Source organism: Haloarcula sp. MBLA0138 (assembly GCF_055632455.1).
Genome location: NZ_JBVMVU010000002.1, coordinates 350,696 through 371,335, shown reverse-complemented (window position 1 = coordinate 371,335; position 20,640 = coordinate 350,696). Strand labels below are relative to the sequence as shown.

Annotated in this window: 16 protein-coding genes; 9 read left to right on the top strand and 7 right to left on the bottom strand. The window is 59.5% G+C overall.

Annotation, left to right across the window (positions count from 1 at the left end; genetic code table 11):
* The first annotated feature begins 16 nt into the window (after positions 1-16).
* From ACV7JO_RS17285 to ACV7JO_RS17275, 3 genes are all read left to right on the top strand, one after another.
* Positions 17-3,922: a PAS domain-containing protein gene (locus ACV7JO_RS17285; protein ID WP_470355909.1), complete on the top strand. Its 3,906-nt coding sequence runs from the start codon at positions 17-19 to the stop codon at positions 3,920-3,922.
* Between the two features lie 197 nt (positions 3,923-4,119).
* Positions 4,120-5,223, top strand: a complete 1,104-nt coding sequence (locus ACV7JO_RS17280; protein WP_470355908.1) for a MarR family transcriptional regulator — start codon at positions 4,120-4,122, stop codon at positions 5,221-5,223.
* Between the two features lie 3 nt (positions 5,224-5,226).
* Positions 5,227-6,396, top strand: a complete 1,170-nt coding sequence (locus ACV7JO_RS17275) for an ISH3 family transposase (protein WP_470353182.1) — start codon at positions 5,227-5,229, stop codon at positions 6,394-6,396.
* 683 nt (positions 6,397-7,079) lie between these two features.
* On the opposite strand, the gene ACV7JO_RS17270 is transcribed toward ACV7JO_RS17275, so the two are convergent.
* Both ACV7JO_RS17270 and ACV7JO_RS17265 read right to left on the bottom strand, forming a co-directional pair.
* Positions 7,080-7,832, bottom strand: coding sequence for an Lrp/AsnC family transcriptional regulator (locus ACV7JO_RS17270; protein ID WP_470355907.1), 753 nt, complete (start codon positions 7,830-7,832; stop codon positions 7,080-7,082).
* Positions 7,833-7,889: 57 nt separating this feature from the next.
* Positions 7,890-8,348 carry a universal stress protein gene (locus ACV7JO_RS17265; RefSeq protein WP_185194139.1) on the bottom strand — a complete coding sequence of 153 codons (459 nt, stop codon included), beginning with the start codon at positions 8,346-8,348 and terminating at the stop codon, positions 7,890-7,892.
* A gap of 386 nt (positions 8,349-8,734) precedes the next feature.
* On the opposite strand from ACV7JO_RS17265, the gene ACV7JO_RS17260 reads away from it, so the two are divergent.
* Entirely contained in the window at positions 8,735-10,981 is a 2,247-nt protein-coding gene (locus tag ACV7JO_RS17260; protein ID WP_470355906.1) for an amino acid permease, read from the top strand.
* A 748-nt stretch (positions 10,982-11,729) separates the two neighbouring features.
* Positions 11,730-12,317: an AsnC family transcriptional regulator gene (locus ACV7JO_RS17255; protein WP_470355905.1), complete on the top strand. Its 588-nt coding sequence runs from the start codon at positions 11,730-11,732 to the stop codon at positions 12,315-12,317.
* A 39-nt stretch (positions 12,318-12,356) separates the two neighbouring features.
* Here ACV7JO_RS17255 and ACV7JO_RS17250 read toward each other — a convergent pair whose 3' ends face one another.
* Both ACV7JO_RS17250 and ACV7JO_RS17245 read right to left on the bottom strand, forming a co-directional pair.
* The gene (locus tag ACV7JO_RS17250; protein WP_470355904.1) at positions 12,357-13,184 is read right to left on the bottom strand and encodes an MBL fold metallo-hydrolase; all 828 of its coding nucleotides are present in this window, start codon (positions 13,182-13,184) and stop codon (positions 12,357-12,359) included.
* Between the two features lie 568 nt (positions 13,185-13,752).
* Entirely contained in the window at positions 13,753-14,055 is a 303-nt protein-coding gene (locus tag ACV7JO_RS17245; RefSeq protein ID WP_470355903.1) for a DUF8011 family protein, read from the bottom strand.
* Between the two features lie 442 nt (positions 14,056-14,497).
* Here ACV7JO_RS17245 and ACV7JO_RS17240 point away from each other — a divergent pair, with 442 nt between their 5' ends.
* A complete protein-coding gene (locus ACV7JO_RS17240; protein ID WP_470355902.1) occupies positions 14,498-15,571 on the top strand; it encodes a CNNM domain-containing protein in 1,074 nt (357 codons plus the stop codon).
* A 159-nt stretch (positions 15,572-15,730) separates the two neighbouring features.
* Here ACV7JO_RS17240 and ACV7JO_RS17235 read toward each other — a convergent pair whose 3' ends face one another.
* Complete coding sequence (locus tag ACV7JO_RS17235) at positions 15,731-16,600, bottom strand: universal stress protein (protein WP_470355901.1); 870 nt, start codon at positions 16,598-16,600, stop codon at positions 15,731-15,733.
* Positions 16,601-16,964: 364 nt separating this feature from the next.
* Between ACV7JO_RS17235 and ACV7JO_RS17230 the strand changes: the two genes are divergently transcribed.
* Positions 16,965-17,252, top strand: a complete 288-nt coding sequence (locus ACV7JO_RS17230; protein WP_470355900.1) for a DUF8153 family protein — start codon at positions 16,965-16,967, stop codon at positions 17,250-17,252.
* Between the two features lie 277 nt (positions 17,253-17,529).
* On the opposite strand, the gene ACV7JO_RS17225 is transcribed toward ACV7JO_RS17230, so the two are convergent.
* Both ACV7JO_RS17225 and ACV7JO_RS17220 read right to left on the bottom strand, forming a co-directional pair.
* A complete protein-coding gene (locus tag ACV7JO_RS17225) occupies positions 17,530-19,029 on the bottom strand; it encodes a CoA-acylating methylmalonate-semialdehyde dehydrogenase (RefSeq protein WP_470355899.1) in 1,500 nt (499 codons plus the stop codon).
* Between the two features lie 44 nt (positions 19,030-19,073).
* The gene (locus ACV7JO_RS17220; protein ID WP_470355898.1) at positions 19,074-19,493 is read right to left on the bottom strand and encodes an SRPBCC family protein; all 420 of its coding nucleotides are present in this window, start codon (positions 19,491-19,493) and stop codon (positions 19,074-19,076) included.
* Between the two features lie 156 nt (positions 19,494-19,649).
* Between ACV7JO_RS17220 and ACV7JO_RS17215 the strand changes: the two genes are divergently transcribed.
* Complete coding sequence (locus ACV7JO_RS17215; RefSeq protein WP_470355897.1) at positions 19,650-19,964, top strand: CGCGG family putative rSAM-modified RiPP protein; 315 nt, start codon at positions 19,650-19,652, stop codon at positions 19,962-19,964.
* 75 nt (positions 19,965-20,039) lie between these two features.
* Positions 20,040-20,624 (top strand): DUF7998 family protein, encoded by a 585-nt coding sequence (locus tag ACV7JO_RS17210; protein ID WP_470355896.1) that lies wholly within the window; start codon positions 20,040-20,042, stop codon positions 20,622-20,624.
* Positions 20,625-20,640: the final 16 nt, after the last annotated feature.

The following is a 20,640-nucleotide window of genomic DNA, read 5'->3' as shown; positions in this document are numbered from 1 at the left end:
CTGTTTAGATGTAATAATGAATCATACAGACCGCGGGGCACCCGATTCGATTCACGTTCTATATGTAAACGACGATGCTGACTTTGCCGAGTTGGTTCAAACCAAACTCCTGAATATTTCACCAGTCTTTGAGTTTACGGCTGTCGGCACTGCGGAGGCTGCTCTCGAAGAACTGGCTATTTCTCCTATCGATTGTGTTGTCACCTCCTATTCACTACCAGATGAAACTGGAATTGATTTCTTGGAGCAGTTACGAGCCGAACGGGACGAACTGCCGACCATCTTGTTTACTGGTAGAGGAAACGAACAGATCGCAAGCGAAGCGACAAAAGCCGGCGTCTCTGATTATATTCCGATCCATGCCGAGCAAGACAATTTCGAGTTGCTTGCCCGCCGCATACAGACCCTGATCGAGGCGGCTCGTCAAGAAGAAGTCGCCGAGCGGATGTTTGACCGTTTTCAGCGGACGCTCGAACGCGCAGCTGACGCGATTTACGCCGTTGATACCGAGTGGCGCATCGAGTATATGAACGGGAAGATGGCCGAGCGAGTCGACTGTGACCCGGACGCGGTCGTCGGAGAAATCATCTGGGAAGAGTTCCCGTCGATTGTTGGGACGGAACTCGAAGACAAGTATCGAACGGCGATGGAAACCGGTGAACCAGTATCGTTCGAACAGCACCTGGGAGAGCCGTTCGACTACTGGGTCGAAGTGCGAGCGTTCCCAGATGACGACGGGCTGACCGTCTTTTCACGTGAAATTACTGCCGAGCGAGAACGGAAGCTGGAGCTAGAGCGCAGTGACGCGATTCTGGAGAACATCCACGACGTCGTGTTTATCCTAGACGAAACGAGGCACGTCGAGTTCGCGAATACGGCTGCGAAGCGGTTGCTCGCCGGAGATCAGTCGGCCCAGCTCACAGGACAACAGCTCGAAACGGTCGTCGGTGGCCGCGTTAGCGATTCCGATGTAACGCGATTCTCTCAGGCAGTCGAATCGACGCTTGACGAGATCGAGAGCGATGGTGGGTCCACGGGGTTGTACGATGCAGACCTCCAACTCGACGTCGTGGTCGGGACCAGCGAGCGGACATTCGACGTCCGGGTAACCCCGTTCCAGAGTCGCAAAAGCAAGCAGGTGCTCGTTGTCGCTCGAGACGTGACCGAACAAAGCGAGGTAAAGCGTCAATTGGAACGAGAGCGGGACGCACTCCAAGACCTCCAGGCGGTCATGGGAGAAAGCGATGTCTCGGCCGAGTCGCGCCTCCAGAATCTCCTTGAAGTCGGTTGCCAGACGCTCGGACTCGAAATCGGTATCGTCTCGCGGATTCAGGACAGCGACTACACGGTCGAAGCAGTTCATGCACCAGAGGCAGATATCGAAGCTGGCGATCAGTTCGATCTCGAATCGACGTACTGTGCTGAAGTCGTCGGCACGGATTCGGTCTGTTCGTTCGTCGACGCCGTTAGCGCTGGGAAAGAGACGCATCCTGCCTACCGTGAGTTCGAGTTAGAATCGTACATCGGCGTGCCACTCGTCGTCGATGGCACGCGTTACGGGAGCGTCAATTTCTCGAGTCCGACGACGCGGGTCGCGCCGTTCGGAGCGCTCGAACGAACGTTCGTCGAGTTGGTCGCACAACTCGTGAGTACCGAACTCTCGCGTCGTCGTGACCGTGCCGAACTCGAACGTCAGGGGTTCCTCTTCGACCGCGTTCAGGACATCGCAGATATCGGTATATGGGAATTCATCCCATCGAGCGGCGAACTCGCCTGGTCTGACGGGGTCCGTCAGATTCACGGTGTCGACGAGGACTACGAGCCCTCCCTCGACGACGCGATCGAGTTCTACCACCCCGACGACCGAGAGACGATTACCGCAGCAGTCGACCGAGCAATCGAAGACGGGGAACCGTACGACCTTGACCTCCGAATCGTTCGACCCGACGGCGAGGTGCGTGACGTTCGGGCGTGGGGAGAATACGTCGACGACACACAGCGCGGCGACTCAGCACTTCGGGGCGTTTTTCAGGATATAACGGAGCGAAAAGCGAAACGCCGTGAGCATCGAGAGCTCGCGGAGGAATACGAGGCGTTGCTCGAAACGTCCGGGGACGCGATATTCTTGCTTAACGTCGATACTGCTGGTGAGGACCCTTCATTCGAGTTCGCCAGACTCAGTCCCGGATACGAGACGCAGACCGGACTTACAACTGAGGAGGTCCGCGGCAAGACACCCCGAGAGGTGTTCGGCGACGAGCAGGGTGCTGAACTCGAGGCTAACTACACTCGCTGTGTCGAGCAGCGTGCACCGATTTCGTATCGTGAAGAGCTCGACATCGGAGAGGATGCTCGGTTCTGGGAGACCAGCCTCGCGCCAGTCGTCGTCGACGGCGAGACCGTTCGAGTCGTGGGTATCGCTCGAAACGTTACCGAGCAGGTCGAACGGGAGCGTGAACTTGAGGCGACGAACCAGCGACTGGAATCACTCATCGAGGCCACGCCACTCACCGTCATGGAGATAGACACCGACGGAACCGTCGTCCGCTGGAACGACGAGGCTGAAAATATGTTCGGCTGGTCGCGCGAAGAGGTGCTTGGTGAGTTCAATCCGATGGTCCCGGACGAGCAGCAGGAAGAGTTTGCCTCACACCGGCAGCGCGTCCTGAACGGCGAGCGAATCCGAGCAAAGGAGATACGGCGAGAGACGAAAGACGGAGACGAACTGGACCTGCTCTTGTCGGTCGCGCCGGTTACAGGCCCCGACGGAGAGACTACGAGCATCCTCGCCGTCTTGGAGGACATAACCGAACAGAAACGGTTGGAAGCTCGCCTCCGCTCGCTTCAGGACACCGCACAGCAGCTGAGCGGCGCTGAATCAAGCGACGAGATCGGAGCGATTGCCGTCGATGCCGCGGCCGAGATACTGGACCTCGATATCACCGGAATTTGGGAGTACGACGACCGAGAGAACGTGCTCGCCCCAATTACGGAAACGTCTGAAGCACGAGACCTGTTTGGCGAGTCTCCCCGGTTCACTCCTGGAGACAGTCTGGCCTGGGACGTGTTTGAGTCCGGAGAGACCCAGGTATATGATGATATCCAAGCTGAGGGGCAACCCCACAACCCGAACACAGAGATACGGAGTGAGATTCTCGTCCCACTAGGTGAGTATGGGCTCATGTCGACGGGGTCAGTTTCCACGCAGGTCTTTTCTGAGACGGACGTCGACCTGTTCCGGATTCTTGGTGCGACTGTCGAGGCAGCACTCGCACGAGCGAGCAGGGAGGAAGAACTACACCGACAGAACGAGCGACTCGACCAGTTCGCGAGCGTCGTTGCCCACGACCTTCGAAACCCGCTCTCTGTCGCAATGGGGTTCCTCGAAATCGCGGAGGAGACCGGGAAGGCCGAGCACTTTGAGAAAGTAGAATCCGCACACGACCGAATTGAACGACTCATCGAGGACCTCCTGACGCTGGCACGTGGGGAGACAACGATTGAGGATGCAGAAGAGATCGACCTCGAGAGTATTACGACGGAGGCGTGGGGATACGTCGACACGGAGGAGGCAACGCTTACAGTCGCAGATGGAATTCCGACAGTCACCGGGGATGCAGGGCGGCTGACCCAACTCTTCGAGAATCTCTTCCGAAATGCAATCGAGCACGGTGGTGCCGACGTCACGGTGACCGTGGGTGGACTAGACGGAGACGATGGATTCTACGTTGAGGATACCGGCAGCGGGATTCCCCAGGAGAAGCAAGACGACGTGTTCAAACACGGCGTCACGTCCAGCGAGGGGGGAACCGGGTTCGGGCTCTCGATTGTGGCCGACATCGCGAAGGCGCACGGTTGGACGGTTTCGGTGACAGACGGAAGCAATGGCGGGGCACGGTTCGAGTTCAAGCGGTCGAAATAGTACCCGTTGTCAGTGAGCAAACCGTGCCTGCGGTCTATGCATTGAGAGAACCAGTCTCAACTATCAGCGGCTGCTCCAGAGGCCAGTCTTAAAGACTAATTGAGACTCAGCCCTTGTGCAGTAAATTACAATCTCTAGTATCTGGTATGCAAACATTCATTCTCTCTAATAACCATTAGATATGCAGTAATCGCACTATGAATCCCGAGAAATTCCTCCAATCTCTTCTAGATTCCCGGGTACAAGCCAGTGCTAGCTCCTCACACCGGGGGCCGCATCCAACGCGTATCCGCGTCTTGCAAGCTCTCCAACGTGGAAGCCTCTGTATTCCCGATCTTGCAGAGATGACAGGTGTTACTCGCCAGACGACGTATCGAGCGGTTGCCCCACTCGAAGAAGCCGGTCTCGTTCGAGAGCGGAACGAGCGGTACACGTTGACCTGCTCTGGAGCGAGACTGCTGCAGGCCTACTCCGATATCGATGCGAAGGTAACAATCGAATCGCTTGCCCGCCTCGCACGCTCATCACACCAACAGTGGCTACTCCGTGCTCTCAGTGAAGAGTCCATTAGAAAGTGCAATCTCGTCGAGCGTGCCCGAGATGAAAGAGCAATCTCTCGTACAACGGTCCATCGGATAATCACCTGTCTACAGAAGGATGGCCACGTCGAGCTCCGAGCAGGTGTCTATGAACTATCAGAGACAGGTGAGCTGCTTCAGCAGGCATTCGAACAACTTCAGACCATAGCAGCAGGAGCTATTGAATACAAGAAGTTCATCCGATGGCTACCCGCTGAGTTCGATTCGTTTCCGCTCGAAGCCCTTGAAGATTCCACGCTTATCCATAATACTCCTGACCAGCCCCACAACGTACTGAACGCGTTCGTGAGCGGCGCTAAAGTAGATTTACAAGGATTACAGGGTATGAGTGCCATCCGGAGCCCCGCACTCGATCAGGCATACCGTCCCGTCATCGAACACACCCCTAGTGTCACTATTATATTCACCGACCAGGTTCTCTTCCAGTTTCACAGCGACCATCGATTTGTCGATTATGCCGCACAAGACGATTATTCCGTGTATCTCGAAGAGGGCTCCATCAGGCCAAGTGCACGACTGCTGTTCGTCCCTGGACCGATACCGCTTCACCTCGCGATATACGACGATTCGCGGGTAATCATGGCACCTGCTCCCTCAACTGGAGTTACGGAAGCAGAGTCAACAGCTCTCGACTCATCCGACTCCTGTGTTATAGAATCAGTACCTCACAAAGCTCGCAAGTTGAAGGAGTCCGCTTGCTGAGTTGTGTCCAAGCAAGCAAAGCAAGCGGACAGTGAAATCCACGAAGACCAACTTCTTAACTTCCTCGTCAACCGGCTTGACGAGGAAGTTTCTCTCACCCTGGCGAATAACGCTGAAATCGATCCCGAGGACATCTACGAGGTCCTCGTCGGCGCGACCGCCGACGGGACCTCGATCTCCACGCTGTGCAACTCCAGTGAAGACTCGCCATCGGCGAACACGATCCTCTACCACCTGCGGACGAAGTTCGAGCCGGAACGGCTCGAACGAGTCGCTAACACACTCCTTCGGCAGGATGTCGTCGAACTGCTCCCCGAGCAGGTGGAGGTCTGCGCAGACCTCCACCTGCGGCCCTACTACGGTGACGAAGCCGACACAGACGGCCTCTACCACTCGGAAGCGAAGCGGGGAACCACCGCGTTCCACGCGTACGCGACACTCTACGCGCGTGTGAAGAACAAACGCTACACGCTGGCGGTGCGCCGTCTCGAAGACGGCGACACCGCCAGCAGCGTCCTCGCTGAGTTCCTCGGTGTGCTTGACGGCCTTGACACCGAGGTCAAGGCCGTCTACCTCGATCGCGGATTCTACGACAGCAAGTGTCTCACGCTGCTTCAGGCGCATAACTACGCCTACGTGGTCCCGATCATCCGGTGGGGTGAGGCGATTCAGCAGGAACTCTCGGAAGGCTGGAGCCGCGTCATTCAACACGACCTGACAGGGAAACTCGACGGTCATAGCTGGACCGTCGAGTTTCCCGTCTACATCGACTGTACGTACCTGAATGGACGGTATGACGAGAACGGCGTGGCGCGTCACGGCTACGCCGCTGACGCGCCGTTCATCGAGACTCCACGCGACGCTCGATACCACTACTCGAAACGCTTCGGTATCGAGTCGAGCTATCGCTTGTCCGAGCAAGCGATAGCGACGACAACGACACGAGACGCAACGGTGAGACTGATGTACGTCGTGGTGAGTCTGCTGTTGCAGAACGTCTGGCGGTATCTCCACTACGAATACGTGGCGACGCCCCGCCGAGGTGGGCGTCGCCTCTGGTGGTGGCCGTACAAGGAGTTCGTGAATATGGTTCGCCGGGCCGCGTGGACGGCCCTCGCGGTGCGTCGGGCCGTCCCCGCAAACCGGCCACCTGACGACCGGTTTCATCGGTAGTCACTTACCAGGATCGCCGCCTTGTGAGTGGCTACGCTGTCGCGTCGGCGGCTGACCGCCGCCGACAGCGACAGCTCCGTCTCCGATTAGTGTTGTTCAACCGCTATCGACGACTCATCACGACAGAACAGGTGACTTAGGTCAGGCTAACTGGTGATGCTTTGTGAGGTACTGAGGTTCTCTTGGCCGAGGTTTTCCATCGATAACTGGAATGAATCGTGCCCTTCTCGGAGTCGATTATTCGCCGACGGTGACCGAGAGTGAGCAGCATCATATAACTCATCGGATGACTGCTCCGTAGGTCGCCACCACACTCGACCTCTCGCCCCGACTTTCTTTGTCTCAAGAGCACCTTGGTTGACGAGGACATCTAACTTGTTGTAAATCGTGCGCGCTGTACAGTCGAACTCGGCTGCGACCTCCGTCGTCGTCACCGGCGTGCCAGCAGGTGCGAGCGTGTCGACAGCATTCAACACGGTGGCTGGCGAGGGTGACGCAGAACTCATACATATTAATTGCACGCGAGGTCAAAAACGATTCCGTCAAAAGAAACGTGGAGAGAGGCGTTCTGGGACCGCCATCGAATCACGAGGCGATCGACGACTGCGTCTGTTTTATCTCTCCGTCTTGATGACAGGCGATCAGACACTCGTCTGCCTCCACAGCGACGAGAGCTATTGGGATTATCGGTCCCCAGCACCACCAAATGTGGTTCCGAACTCTGCATCGGCATCGCCTCGGAGCAGTAGTGTGACCGCGTCCCCAGCCTTGACCGTCGTCTTCCCACGGGGGGTGATGATGACGTCGTCTCGTTCAATCGTAATTACCAGCACGTCCTCATCGAGGAGATCGTTGGCGTTCGCTTCTTCGAGCGTCTTGCCTGCGATGTCGGCTCCCTCTTCGACGGTGATTTCGAGCAGCTCCGCGTCCCCGGCAAGACTGAGAAAGTCCGTGATCGCTGGCCCCTGTTGTGCGCCATCTGAGTCGAATTTCCGGTACGGGCTAACGTGTTCACGTCGAACCAGATCCTCTTCTTCGATGTCGATACCGAGATCAGTAATCGCCCGGGCGATCTGTGAAATCTCGTCCGTGTCCTGGCCGATAGCTGTAATCCGCAGATCGGTGTGTCCGGTCATAATCTCACGGATGTTGACCACCCCGGGGATCTGGAGTGCCTGTCGGGCCAAACGTTCGCGGTCGCTCGCCGACGTGGTACACATGAACAGGTTCGTAAGCAGACCGTCGGCCCGTTCGTAATCGATCTGTGGGTGATACCCCTTGATCACACCGCTCTCCTCGAGTTGTTTGATTCGATTGCGCACCGTCTGGGCGGATACCCGGACGTGGTCGGCGATATCTGTGGCCGAGTTACGTCGGGCATCCCGAGAGAGATGATAGAGGATCGATCGGTCGATATCGTCGAGTCCGTATACCATACAATCTGTATTTGGGTAGCACCAATATATCTGGCTTCTCTTACTGAAAGTCCTAATTCATCGTGGAGACCTCGTCCCGGAAGCACTGTCAGCCTCGGGGAGGACGATAACCGGCAGGTCGCTTGAGGAAACAAGCGTTTCCGTGACATCCCCCGTGAGAAGCTTGAGCCATCGACTCCCACCGCGGGGAGTGAACGCAATCCCGTTTGCTTGATGAGCGTGTGCTCCCTCAATGATCGCCTCTCCGATGTCAGTTCCATATAGAACGTCTGTTTCATACGAGAGACCTTGCCCTTCAAGCACGGTGTGAACACCGTCGAACAGCTTCTGAGCGTATGTTTCCTGCTGTTCGACCGACGCTTTGTCCGGGGCGCCGCCAGCTTTCTCTACGACGTACACGAATATGCCGGTACCCCCGTCACCATTCAGAATTGGCCGAACCGCGGTAGCAGTCGCGTGCGCGTCCGATTCGGACGCGACTGGGACAAGAATGCGCCTGAATACGCCCGTACTCATGCCGGATCACCGCGCGTTAAGCGGGTCCCGGTAACCGCACTGTTGAACGCTGGGTCGCCAGACCTGACTGGAGACAGCGGGGTGTGGTGCATAGCGCAACTGACGGGTCGACCGTCTTAAAGTTTGTGTAGTAAATTTGTCTTTATCTTGTAAATCCAAATTATAGTGGCTAATATTATGTCTTACACTCTAATCGAGGGTTTGAAATTGTTTTATCTCGGAGAGCCAGATATGCACAGCGAACTGGCTGCGGATTGTGACACGCGTTGCACACGCAGGAAGGGGAACCGTATCGGACCGGGTCACCCAGGTTATCTGCCGGATGAGACGTGTTGTCTGGTAAACCCTTCTCAGCGGACGGCGCTCACTGAACGGGAGGGGAGCTGATGGGTGACGAGGAACTCGCGAAGGACCTCGGGCTGCTCTCGGCGCTGACCATCGGGATCGGAACGATGATCGGTGCCGGTATCTTCGTCTTGCCCGGCGTCGCAGCCAGCACGGCTGGTCCCGTCGTTGTTGTCTCGTTCGTAATCGGCGGGTCGATCGCGATGGTGAATGCACTGTCGGTCTCGGAACTCGGGACCGCGATGCCCAAAGCTGGCGGCGGCTACTACTACGTCAATCGTGCCCTCGGTCCGCTATTCGGGTCGATCGCCGGCCTCGGTGACTGGACGGGGCTGGCGTTCGCGAGTGCGTTCTACAGTATCGGATTCGGCCAGTACCTTACCACACTGCTCCCGATCCCGGGTGTCTTGTTCCTCTCTGATATCCAAGTGGGCGCGCTCATCGCTGGTGTGGTCTTCGTCGGGGTCAATTACATCGGCGCCAAGGAGACCGGCGGCGTTCAGACGATTATCGTGACGATTCTGCTGTCGATCCTCGCGCTGTTCGCGATCCAGGGGTGGCTCTCGTTCGACTTCGGGACGCTGCTCGGCGACGGCGGACTCGCGCCCCTCGGGTATGGAGCGATCCTTCCCGGGACGGCACTAATTTTTGTTTCGTTCCTCGGGTACGCGAAGATCGCGACCGTCGCCGAGGAGCTGAAGGACCCGGGCCGGAATCTCCCGCGAGCCGTCATCGGAAGCGTTGCCGTCGTAATGATCGCCTACGCGGTCCTCGTGAGCATTATGCTTGGTGTGGTGCCATGGCCCGAATTGAGTCAGACCGCACCCCTCACGCAGGCCACTCGGGTCGCGTTCCCCGGTGGGGTAGCCGGCATCGCCGTCACGGTTGTGACACTGGGTGCACTGTTGGCGACAGCCTCGAGCGCGAACGCGTCGATTCTCGCGTCGGCACGCATTAATTTCGCAATGGGTCGCGACCGGATCGTCACCAACTGGCTCAACGAAATTCACCCCTCCTACGCGACGCCGTACCGGTCGATTCTGGTCACGGGTGCGATGATCGTCGTCTTTATTACGCTTCTCGGACAGAACATTGAAGTTCTCGCGAAGGCGGCGAGCGTCCTTCATCTGGTCGTCTACGCGCTGATGAACGCCGCACTCATCGTGTTCCGCGAAACCGATCCTGAATACGAGCCCGCGTTCCGTGTCCCGTTCTATCCACTGACGCCGATCCTGGGAATGATCCTCTCGATCGGGCTGCTGGCGTTCGTCGGCCAACGCGAACTCCTCCTCTCGGCGGTATTCGTCGTCGCAGCACTGGTGTGGTACTTCGCGTATGCACGTCGTCGAACCGAGAACCAAGGGCTCCTCGGCCGACACGTTCTGAACCGGCAAGAGGAGTTTCCCCGAGCCGTGGTCAACGCAGCAGCGACCGTTGCTCCGGACGGCGCCGGTGAAGAACCCGACATCCCGACGACGATGGTTGCGCTCTCCAATCCTCGGACGGAACGCGCGCTTATCACGTTAGCGGCGGCGCTCGCGAGGAACGATGGCGGACGGCTCCTTGCGACTCACGTTATTCAAGTACCAGACCAGACGTCGCTTACAGCCGCCGCTGACCAGCGTGAGCGCCTGCCGGAGACGTCCGAGCAGTTGCTGGCCGACGCCCAAACCGATGCTGCCGATCTCGGAGTCCCAATCGAGACTCGAACGATCCTCTCGCATCAAGGTCTCAAGGAGGTGTTTGACGCGGCCCACGAGCACGACATTGACAGGCTGATTATGGGCCACCGAGGGACGCGCTTGGCCGGACGCCGTGCCGAAGGCCCCCTCGACGAGTTGCTTCACGAACCACCGTGTGACGTGCTCGTTCTCGATGAGCGCGGATTCGATGCAAGTGAAATCCTGTTGCCGACTGCTGGTGGTTACTCTTCAGACCTGTCCGCGGAGGTCGCAAAGGCGCTTCAAGCAACAGTTGGTGCGAACGTCTCGGTGTTGCATGTGGCCGATAATCCGACCTCGGGCCGAGAGTTTCTTCAGAACTGGGTCGCCGATCACGAGTTAGAAGAGGCCGAACTATTGATTGAGACGGGCGACGTGGAAACTGCAATCGAGAACGCATCGGCCGGTCGGACACTGGTCATCGTGGGAGCAACAGAGCGTGGTTTGCTCTCTCGAGTCGTGGGCGGATCGCTGAACATATCCGCCCTTGATGATCTCGATACGACGGTTTTACTCGCCGAACGGCCACACACTCGCTCGCTCCGACAGCGTCTGTTAGGTCGATAGAGTCCCATGATTCTCTTTCTGGAGTTGCAAAGAATACATTCCATATGCATTGGGATGGTCGGTCTCAACTACTGGATTCCCGGCAGGTGAACGTGATGAAGTTCGATACCTCGATGTTCTACAGAACCGTTACCGTCTGGGTGGAGTGAATCTGACCCTCGCAGGTGCTGTGTGAGTTGGTCGACGGTCGTGCCGTCGGGTGTCTTAGCCACTCGGCGGAGGATCTGTCGTCGCTGCTGGTTGGTCAGCAGCTCTAGTGCTGTCTCGGTCGCTATCCGCTGTTCTGAGTTGCTCATGAGTAGTCCCACCATATTCAGTTGAGACGTTAATTCGCGTGAACATGGACTAGATACTTCACAGGCTTAGCGGAAACCCGTGTCGTTAACCCGAATTCTCAAATGATGTTGGTGAATCGGTGGAAAAGTGGATTTTTCGCGGACAGCTGAGTTCAAATCCGTATGCATTGAGAGCGCCGGTCTCAACTACTGAGTACCCGCAGGAAAGTTTCGGAGCATATACCAGTTCTGGGTCGATTCGACGTCGATTCGTGTTCCATGAGTCATTCGACAGGCACGACCCGAGAGCGGGCCCAGCGTGTTGGCTACCGTTCCCAAATCTGTCGGCATTTCACGTCTACAGGCAGTCCAACTGAATAACGCGATTCTCACTAAGAATGTCAGGATTACGGGTTTGGAACCTTCTTTTTCTAACCATTGCTTACTTCTCTCGTCGGGTTTCTATCGAGAGTATGGCATCTCTCGACGAGACCGACATTGAGATTCTGCAACTGCTCAGTCACGACGCCCGACAGTCATATACTGACCTCGCTAAGGAAGTAGACCTCTCGGATCCCGCCGTCGCTGACCGCATTGAACGGCTGCAAGACGCGGGAGTGATCAACCGTTTCACCGTGGATATCGACCGGACCCAGCTCGGTGCTGGGGCACAGATTTTCGTCCAAGTCGACCCCAAAGGCTCCTTCACAACGCTCCGGTCGCGTCTCGACGAATCTGACGCGGTGGAGCACGTGATGGTGACCGCTGGCGGCGAGCTGTGGTTCAACGCGAGGGTCGATGTTCATAACGTCCACCCTTGGCTCCGCAGTCTACTAGACCCAGCCGAGGACGCGGAGTACACTGTGACGCTCATCGACGAAATCGAGTGGCAACCATCGATCGACGGAACAGATTTCGCACTCACCTGTGCGGAATGCGGAAACAACGTGGATAATCAGGGCGAATCCGAATGGATCGATGATCAGATGTATCACTTCTGTTGTTCCACTTGCCAGCGTCAGTTCAAAGACCAGTTGAATCAGCTCAAAGAGGGCATCTGAGTGATTCGAGATACTGCGGGGTTGAACATCTGGAGAGCGTCAGCGGTTCGGCGGAAGTTCGATCGAACTTCCGACACCGACCGAGCGAAATGCACTGGGGAGCCGCTCCGAGAAGATCTTCTCCGCTTGGAAGCCGGTACAGTGCGTCCCGGCGAACACGTCGAGTTTGCCGTCTAGCCAGTCCGCTAGTTCGTGGATTTCGTCGGCGTCACGGGCGACGAGGTGTGTACCGCCGATGACGTGACGAACTTCTTGGCCGGTGACCGTTTCGGCATGCTCGACGGTATTTCGAAGGCCTGCGTGACAGCATCCGAGCACGAGCGCCGTCCCGTCGGTCGTTTTGACTGCGACTGATTGGTCGTCGGGCACCGAATCGTCGACCAGTTCGCCGTCTTCCTGACGCAGGTGGACGGGGTTGTCAGCGTGGGGCCGTGGAATCTCACCGAGCGCGAACACGCCCTCGCTCACTTCTACGGGGTCGCGGTGTTCGACTATCTCGGCGCCTGTCTCCACTTCCACACGAGAATGGGGAACTCCGATGTGAATCGGTTCGTCCAGAATCCGTCCGTTCGCCGGTTCCTGAATGAATCGGCCGTTCCAGATGTCAGGATGGCAGTAGACAGTCGGACGCTTCTGCGGATCGAGGAACGGTTCGAGCCCTTTAGTGTGATCGTAGTGCGCGTGGCTCAACACGATGTCTTCGAACTCCGTTCCGATATCAAGCAATCGCGCGTTATCCAGAGCGGCCGACGACTGGCCGGTGTCAAATAGCACGTCGCCGACCGCTGCCGCGAACCCCCACTCGCCGCGGAGGCCCTTCGGGATTCCCGTCGCCACTGTATTGTCCGCTAGAATTGTGACGTTCATGGGTCTTGACCGTCCGAAGGCACGCAATAGACCGTCTCATGTCGGTCGTTGTTCCGACCTCGGACACCGACCGAACGGACTCTCGAACCGGGACTCGTTGTTGTGCTCACGGCAATTGGTAGGAGTGTGTTTCTGATTTCTGTTTTCGATAAAAAATCGAAGCTCAGCGAACCGTCGTCTTAGGTTTTGAACCGCAAATCGACGCGTGGCGCATATTTCCAGAGTGTCGGGAGAGAAATCTGTCGGGTTCTTGGCCTCTCTTCTGACGTGGGTCCCCCAAACTGGGAACGAATTAGACATTAACACCCGATGTCGGGAGTCTAGTTCGGTCGACGATTGTGACTCGCTTTTCTAACCTATGGGCAGGACTACCCCCTCTTTTTCTAATACAAGCCACATTAAGAGTACGGGCCGAATATCGGGGCAACCCGAATGAACAGTGAGACTCATTCCGCACGCTGTGCCCAGTGAGCTTTCGGGAACGGTTCGGGTCTGTGGACGTGATGTCACCGAGACATCGCAGGCTGAACTACGAATCGTTCGGTACAGAAAACGACAACACCGACGGCTATCCTCCAATAATAAGCTTGAGACCGATGAAGGGGGCAGCGACGACGCATAGCAGTACGAGGACCGCCGCGAAGCGAAGTATGCCTACCGCCTGTCGCCGGTTCTTGGGGAGGGATTCGGCGAGTCCGGATAGCGCAGTTCCGACGATAAGGAATAGTACCCACAGGACTTCTCCAGCGTCGCCGACGCTCCAAGCATACACGAATATGCACAGGAAGGAAAGCGCCACGCCAAACTGGACGAGTGATTTGGGACGGCCTTGTGGCTCGTTGAACAGAAAGTCGCTGATATATGGGACCATAAGCGGTGTATTCCTGCTAAAGATACAAAATTATGACTCACTGAGATGCCAGTTGAACGCCCTTTCCCGTGCTACGCGATTCCACGACAGGGACTAGGAGGTAACATACTGCCGGATTCGCGCCCTGTGTTCAGGACGACATTCCGATCAAGGTCTGAGTATTTCGACAGAGCCGGTGTAACTTGTTCTCGTATTCGGATATCTGATTTTGACCCCGAGAAATTCGAACCGTGATCGTTTCTTGTCATTCGCAACGCAACAGTGCCGTGGTACGCAACCAGCGAGACACTGGTGAATCGAAAACACCTCTCTGGGGTACGAGTGATAGCTGCCGCGGCAGCGAGACGAGAAGCGCACACCCCCACGCAACACTGCTACTTTGCTATCTCGGTGTGATTCGATGTCCATACTATTTTTTGTCTGCTACTAGTATCGCCGGGCGATGGACCCGCTCGAAATCGGTTTGCGGATTCTCGGTGGCATCATCCTCATCGGCGTGAACGCCTACTTCGTCGCCATCGAGTTCGCCCTGACCCGTGTTAGACAGTACCCCAAGTCGGAGTTCGACGCCCCGGGGCTCGAACTCGCCTGGGAGATGACCAACGATCTGGAGTTTTATCTAACGACGTGCCAAGTCTGGATATCCGGTACGAGTATCGCGCTGGGTATCATCGCCGAACCCGGACTCGCAGCCATATTCGAGCCGCTGTTCGAGAACACCACGCTTGCATCGGCGGGAGCCGGTTCGCTACTCGGATTTCTCGTCATCAATCTGGTCCACCTCACACACGGGGAACAGACACCGACGTACCTCGGCGTCGAGCGCTCCAAACAGGTCGCCCGGTACGGGGCGCGACCTCTGTACTGGTTCGCCAAAATCCTCGCCCCGGCCATCTGGGTCGGTGACTCGGTTGCAAAAGCAACGCTCGGGCTGTTCGGCATCGAGATGACCCAGTCGTGGACCGAGACCGAGCAGGAAATTATCGAGACTCGCGCCGACCTCCGAAACCAGCTTGGGTCGGTTCTCGAAGACGGTGACGTGGCTGCCGACCGCCGCGAGGAGGTGATGAACGCCCTCGCTATCGGTGAAAAGCCGATACGCGAGGTGATGGTCCCCGCAGACGACATCGTCGCGCTGTCGACAGCGGTCGACTCGGAAGAGAACTTCCGACGGATGGAAGCGAACCCACACACTCGGTACCCGCTAATCGGTGACGAGTTGACCGACTTCGAGGGAATCGTCTACTTCCCTATTCTGGCGCGACATCGCGAGGAGCTCGCCACGGGGAACGTCGACTTCACCGAACTGGCAGCACCACCGATGACGCTCTCCCCGGACGTGGATGTCAGTGACGCCATCGACCAGTTCCAAGCAGCGAGTCAGGAACTCGCTCTCATCATCGAAGACGGCGAGGCCGTCGGGATGGTAACTGTCACAGACCTGCTCGAATCGGTGATGGGTGATATCGAAGACCCGATCGACGCCGACGACCTCTCAACAGACGAGCCCCGCTAATACCCGCGCAGGGCTCGTCGATACGAGTGGGCGCTCCGCGTTCAGTCGCTCCCGTCTAGGTTCAGTGCGGTCGGCTCTCGAGTGACCACTCGGGTACTCGAATCTCGGACGCCAAAACGGCCACAGGAGCCCGACACGGGGACTGCTCTCACAGGGCCGCTACTCTCCGTGCCCGACCGTGATGACGGGAACGGGGACAGAGCGGACGGTCTTCTCAGCGACGCTCCCGAGGAGGATTCGGTCACTTCCACGCCGCCCAGTCGTTCCCATCACGACGGCGTGAACGTCGTTCGACTCGATGGTGTCGAGTATCACTTCGAGAGGGGACCCACGCTCGACGTGCCGGATCGCGTTCGATACACCGCGTGTCTCCGCCGCAGACACGATGTCGTCCACGGCATCGGTCGCGGCCTGTTCACGCTCCCGTCCCGAAACAGTCGAGCGAACGTCCAGCCCCAGCGACGTATCGTCGACGACGGAGAGCACGTGAACCGTCGCGTCAAGGGCCGCTGCAAGGTCGAGACCGTGTTCGGCAGCACGCGCTGCACTGGGGCTCCCGTCGGTCGGTATGAGGATGTTCTCGTAGGGGAACACCAGTTGTTCGTCGGGGCGCATCCGTGCCGTCAGAACCGGGACCGAAGACAGACGGACGACCTTCTCCGTGATACTGCCGACGAGGTACCGTGACACCCCCTCCCGACCGTGGGTCGGCATCACAATCACGTCGTAATCGTATCGCTCGGCGTACTCGACGATTGTCGGTGCCGGATTCCCTTGGACGACATCGGACTCGCAGTCGACAGCGAGTGTGTCCAGCGTCCTCTCTGCGCTCTCGACGATGTCCGCACCCTCCTGAACAAGGGCGTCGACGACCTGCGTATCGACGACCGTGACACTATCGCGTGCCGTATCCGCGACGAACAGAACGTGGATAGTGGCGTCGGCCCAGTGTGCGATCTCGGCCGCGTGATGCAGCGCCTCCGCGGCCCCGTTACTGCCATCGAACGGGAGCAAAACGTCCTCGTACATGTGTCCTGTGAGTATCTACGGGCATCACTGTCAAGTGGTTTGTCACCACCCAGCAGAGGGGTCACTCGTCACCCGAGTTCGACTCCTCGGGAAGTTCAGACGATACCTGAAACCTCACCGGGTTTCGGGGATAGGAGCCCCCGATTGGACCGTGGGGTACCTCCCCGGCTCTCTGCTGTCCGGGCAAGCCACCGACCCGCTGATAGACTCTATCCCCAGTGTGGACTCTGTCGAGATACGCTGCTCGTGATGGGCATGCCGGACGAGAGACAATTCCGAACAGTGAAATGATGGGCTGGCGACATATACTCCTGTGCAACGGTCCATTCGCTACACCCTCTCGGCGGTTGTCGGCCTCGGAGTGATGGCGCTGACAGTCGCCGTCGACGACGGTTCCCTCGCTCTCGTGGCGATGATTCCACTCATATACGGGACGGCGACGGCGTTCGCGCTCGACAGCGTAGAGACGCTCCGAACCATGTCCGGCGGAGACGCGTCACGGAAGGTCGGGGCGCTCGGCGGGGGAATTGGTGCAGGAAGTACCGTCGGTCTGTTCCAACAGTCGTTCGCGGCAGGAATCGTAGGTTACGGGCTGTTCGCATTCGGAATCGCACTGGTCACCGTAGAAGTCGGCAACCAGATACTCGAGTAACTCCTCGCGGTGACGAGGCGCATCGCGTGCCAACCGCTGTCACCGGTAGGGGGTTCCAAGGGAACACCGTGGGAGGAGAGGTGCGCTCGGTCAGTGCGGGGACACGAACAGTAGGCCTAATACCGAGAGTACAGAGACACGAGACGTGCTTGTAGACGCTTGACCGATAGCCCGGTCTTTCCCACCTCTTGTCTATCTGTTTTCATATGGCCAACAGTGCCCTCTCCCGTCGCGGGGTCCCACTCGTCGAACCCCGGAGACAGGGGGACCGACGGCGTCAGCGACTGTACCAGCGCTGAATCTCGACGGTCTTGTCGGTGTAGAAGTTCACGGCGTCCTCGCCTTGGGCGTGGAGGTCGCCGAAGAACGACTCCTTCCGGCCACCGAAGTGGAAAAAGCCCATCGGCGCACAGACGCCGACGTTGATGCCGATGTTGCCCGCGTCGACCTCGTAGCGGTACTTGCGGGCCTCGGCTCCGCTCTCCGTGTACAGCGAGGAGGCGTTGCCGTACGCCGTGCTGTTGACCATCTCGATGGCCGCGTCGAGGTCGTCGGCCCGGGCCAGTGCCAGCACCGGTCCGAAGATTTCGGTCTGGGTGATATCCATCTCGGTGGTGACCCCCGCCAGCAGCGTCGGTCCGAGGAAGTTCCCGTCGGGGTACTCCGGATGGTCGAACCCCCGGCCGTCGACGACGAGTTCGGCCCCCTCCTCGACGGCGTCCTCGACCATCCCGTCCACGCGCTCGACGGCTTCGGCCGTGACAAGCGGGCCGACGTCGGTGGCCTCGTCCAAGCCGTTCCCGACAGTCAGGTCGGCGACGGCGTCGACGAGCCTCTCGCGCAGGTCGTCGTACACGTCGCCGACGCCGACCACCACGTCGTTGGCGAGACAGCGCTGGCCGGCGTTGCCGTAGACGGAGCCGACGATGTTGGGGACGGCCCGGTCGAGTTCGGCGGCCTCGGTGACGACGGCGTAGTTCTTCGCGCCGCCCTGTGCCTGCACGCGCTTGCCGTGTCGAGCCGCCGTCTCGTAGACGTGCCGGGCCACGGGCGTCGACCCGACGAAGGAGACGCCGGCGATGTCGTCGTGTTCCAGCAGCGCGGTGACGGTGTCGACGCCGCCGTTGACGAGGTTGACCACCCCGTCGGGGAAGTCCGCGGCCGCGACGGCCTCGAAGATGAGCTGTGAGCTGAGCGGGACCGTCTCGCTGGGCTTGAGGACGAAGGTGTTCCCGGTCGCCACGGCGTAGGGCAGGAACCACAGCGGTATCATCGCCGGGAAGTTGAACGGCGTGATGGCGGTGAACACGCCCAGTGGCTGGCGGACGGCGTGTTCGTCCATCGCCGGGCCGACCCCCTCGACGTTGCCGCTGCCCTCCCGGAGCATGTTCGGGATACCGGCGGCGACCTCGACGTTCTCGATGCCGCGGCGGACCTCCCCGCGGGCCTCGTCGAGCGTCTTCCCGTGTTCGCGGGTCAGCGCCTGCGCGATGGCCTCCTGTCGCTCCTCCAGTTCCCGCTTGAGGTTGAAGACGTGCTGCACGCGGTCGGCGGGCGACGTTGCGCGCCACGCCTCGAAGGCTTCGCTGGCCGTCCCGACGGCCGCGTCGACCGCCGCGTCGCCGGTGAACGGCACGTCCGCCAGCGTCTCGCCCGTCGCCGGGTCGACGACCGGGTGCCCCTCGTTGCCCTCGACGGCGACCCACTCGCCGCCGACGTAGTTCTGCACCGGGTCGGGTACTGTAGTCGCCGCCGTCTGCGCTCGGTGGTCCGTCATGTGTCGGCGACGACGGCGTGAAGAACCATTATACAATCGCTCTCTCAGTCGTCGCTCGCGACGCGTTCGAGGTAGTCGAACTGCGCTTCCAGTTCCCGGCGGCGCTGGCGCGAGATGACGGTGGCGTCGAGCATCTCACCGACCAGCGCGAGGTCCAGTTCGAACTCCGTCGTCGCGGTCACCTCACACTCGTCGTCGACCGACCGGAGCGTGAACGCGGTCCGCATCTCCTCGAAAATCCCCTCGCGTTGCTCGTAGGCCAGCGCGGCGTCAGGGTCGTCGACGACCGCCAGTTCGAGGCGTATCTCCGCGATGCCGACCGTGTTCGAGACGTGTATCGTCCGCCCGTCGACGGTGACCTCGTCGAACCCCGCGGCCTCGGTGAACGGTTCGAGGTCCAGCATCGCCTCGCGGACCGCCGCGACCGGCGCGGCCGCCGTTCGGCTCGCGGTGACGGTTTCCATGCCCGCCGCTGGGTCGGGGCGCACAATAGTTCCCTTGGTGAACATCTCCGAGCGGCGCGTCCCACGGCCCGCTCGAAGCAGTTCGCCGTCTGAGTCCCGGATACCGAACCCGTTCGGACACACCGTTTTCCGACGCCCGTTCCGAGAACGACTCGGATGAGTACCTCCCCGAACCGCGACCACGGTGATGCCGAACCGGTCACCGACCGCACGCACGACAACTCGTGGTCTGCGAACCTCGAAAAGCCGTGTCACGCCGCCGACGCGGACCTCGTCGTCTCGCAGGCCGTCGACGCGGTCGAACACACCGAACCGGGGTACCACGTCAACCTCGTCACCCACGCCGACCACGGCCACCCCGCCGACTACCTCTATCCCGCCCTCGAAAACGCGCTTGCCGACGACGTGAAACTTGAGTACGTCCGCCAGTGTGGCTGCGGGGGACACGTCACCCGCGTCCACGTCGCGTGAGGCCGGTCGCAGTCGGCTTCCCCGGCGAACGTGTTCGGGGACAGCGACAGGCGGCGACCGCCCGTACGGCCCTACATGGTCGGCGTCCCATCACCCTTCGGTAGCGGCACCGACGACGCGCTCTTCGACGGCTACGACGAGTTCGCCCCGGAACACCTCCCCGACCCCGGTCCCTTCCTCGACGGCCATCGTGTCCTCGACGGCACCGAACACGCGGCCTTCCACGCGACCACCCGCGACCTGTTCGAGGAGCGGACGGTCTACGACGTGACCTTCGACTACAATCTGGCGCGGCTGAACCTCGACAGCCGCCACCCGGACGCCGGCTACCGGTACGCCGAGGACCGCGACGACCCCGGGGTCCTCCGGGCCGAGTTCACGCCGACGACGCCGTTCTGCCCGCAGACGCACACGCTCACCGTCGGCTCCTTCCGGGCGTGGAACGACCTCTCGGAGCGCCACGAGTACGACCTCGTCAGCGTTCGCGCCGCCCCGACCCACCAGCGAAGCGACGAGATAAACGCCGAACTGGCCGACCTCGAGGAGACGTTCCGCGAGACCGGTTCGCTCCCGGACCCCGATAGCGAGCCCGGCGCTGCCGGTTCGGGCGGGAGCCGTCCGGCGGACGGCGGACCGAGCGGCGGCGGCACGCCCTTCTGAACCAGCGTCCCGCGAC